This window comes from Paracoccus sp. NIOT.M2S5SZ12, assembly GCF_057748165.1.
The window spans coordinates 1-1,943 of sequence record NZ_JBYLFR010000053.1 but is presented as its reverse complement, the minus strand read 5'-3'; the positions used below and the strand labels follow the sequence as shown (position 1 = coordinate 1,943).

Sequence of the window (1,943 nt, the reverse complement as noted above, 5' to 3'; positions counted from 1 at the left end):
GTGCGGTAGCGGGCGGGCTTGGGCTTGCTCATGCTGCCCATCTAACCGCATGGATTCACCAAGTGAATCCTTCACGGGGAGAGTTCTGCAACAACGCCGGCGGTCAGCCAGATGGATGCGGTCAAGGCCGGACGGATCGCGGTGATGAGCGGGGCGTCGATGAACCCGTCGGTCAACACGCTCTATGGCGCCGAGCAACTGGCCGCGCAGCTGCGGACTTTCGATCTGCCATGACGGTTGCGGGAATACGGCAGGGCGGGGCAAGGACCCTTGCCTTGTTCCTCGGGACTGTCCTGGTTCTGCTTGCCATCGCGGTCGCCTTTGCGGCCGCGATCGGCGACTACAGGATCGGCGTCGGCACGGTGTTTCTGTCCGTGACCAACGGGCTGGGCCTGACCACGGCCGATATCCCGCCGATCGAGCAGAGCGTGGTCTGGGATCTGCGGCTGAGCCGGGCGCTCGTCGCGGCCCTGGCGGGCTCGGGGCTGGCGATCTGCGGGGCGATCCTGCAGGCGCTTCTGCGGAACGCGCTCGCCGAACCCTTCGTGCTGGGCGTGTCGGCCGGGGCCTCGACCGGTGCGGTGGCGGTGATCGTGCTGGGGATCGGGGCTGGCAGCCTGTCCTTGTCGATGGGGGCCTTCGCCGGCGCCTTTTCGGCCTTCGCGCTGGTGGCGCTTCTGTCGAACGGCGCCACGACCGGCCCGAACCACACGATCCTCGCAGGCGTCGCCGCCTCGCAGCTGTTCAATGCGCTGACCTCCTACATCGTCACCACGTCGGCCAACGCCCAGCAGGCACGCGACGTGATGTTCTGGCTTCTGGGCAGTTTCGGAGGGGTGCGCTGGCCGGATTTCCAGCTGCTGATCGTCGTGGTGGCTGTCGGTCTTGCGATCTGCCTGCTCATGGCGCGGTCGCTGGATGCCTTCACCTTCGGCGACGAGGATGCGGCGTCGCTTGGCGTGCCGGTGGCGCGCATCCGGCTGATCCTGTTCGGCGTGACGGCGCTGATGACGGCCACGATCGTCAGCATGGTCGGCACCATCGGCTTCGTCGGCCTCGTGGTGCCCCATGCCGCGCGCTACATCGTGGGACCCCTGCACCTGCGCCTTCTGCCTGCCTGCGCGGCCGTGGGGGCCGTGTTCCTGGTGCTGGCCGACATCGCCTCACGCGTGGTGGCCGAACAGCAGACCATCCCCATCGGTGTCGTGACGGCGCTGGTGGGCGTGCCCTTCTTTGCAATCATCCTGTACCGCGCAAGGCCGCAGACATGACCGTGGCGGCGCAGAACCTTGTCTGGGGCGTGCAGCGCAGGACGATCGTCAACGACGTCTCGCTGACGGTCGCCAAGGGCGAAACCCTTGGCCTGATCGGCCCGAACGGATCGGGAAAGTCCTCGCTGCTCAGGCTCTTGTGCGGGTTGAAGGCCCCCAGGTCCGGACGGGTCGAGATCTTGGGGCAGGACATCGCGCAGATCTCGCGCAGGGCGCTCGCGCGGCAACTGGCCTTTGTCCAGCAGAACGTCACGACCGACACCAATGTCTCTGTCCATGATGTCGTCCGGTTGGGCCGCACACCCCACCGGTCGGCGCTGGCAGGCTGGACCTCCGCGGACGAGGCCGCGGTATCAGTCGCGCTAGAACGCGTGGACATGGCGGATCGCCGGGCGCAGCCCTGGCAAACCCTGTCGGGCGGTGAACGCCAGCGTGTCCAAATCGCGCGTGCCCTTGCCCAGGACCCGCAGGTGATGGTCCTCGACGAGCCGACGAACCATCTCGACATTCACCATCAGATCGAAATCCTGCGCATGGTGCGGCAGTTCGACCTGACCAGCGTCATCGCCCTGCATGACCTGAACCTTGCGTGATCTGGCCAATGAGAGGCGACGGTTCGGTTACCGGCGGCTCTTCGTCCTGCTCAGGCGGGAGGGCGAGGCGTCGGGGATC

General features: G+C 67.0%; 3 protein-coding genes. All 3 read left to right on the top strand.

The features are described from left to right. Positions 1 to 111: 111 nt before the first annotated feature. The 3 genes from AC2SGK_RS18215 to AC2SGK_RS18205 are packed head-to-tail and all read left to right on the top strand — an operon-like array spanning position 112 to position 1,864. The gene (locus AC2SGK_RS18215) at positions 112 to 234 is read left to right on the top strand and encodes a hypothetical protein (RefSeq protein WP_488324790.1); all 123 of its coding nucleotides are present in this window, start codon (positions 112 to 114) and stop codon (positions 232 to 234) included. Continuing rightward, the gene (locus AC2SGK_RS18210; protein WP_488324789.1) at positions 231 to 1,271 is read left to right on the top strand and encodes a FecCD family ABC transporter permease; all 1,041 of its coding nucleotides are present in this window, start codon (positions 231 to 233) and stop codon (positions 1,269 to 1,271) included. The genes AC2SGK_RS18215 and AC2SGK_RS18210 overlap by 4 nt, the downstream gene beginning before the upstream one ends. After that, positions 1,268 to 1,864, top strand: coding sequence for an ABC transporter ATP-binding protein (locus AC2SGK_RS18205; protein ID WP_488324788.1), 597 nt, complete (start codon positions 1,268 to 1,270; stop codon positions 1,862 to 1,864). The genes AC2SGK_RS18210 and AC2SGK_RS18205 overlap by 4 nt, the downstream gene beginning before the upstream one ends. The last annotated feature ends 79 nt before the right edge of the window (positions 1,865 to 1,943 follow it).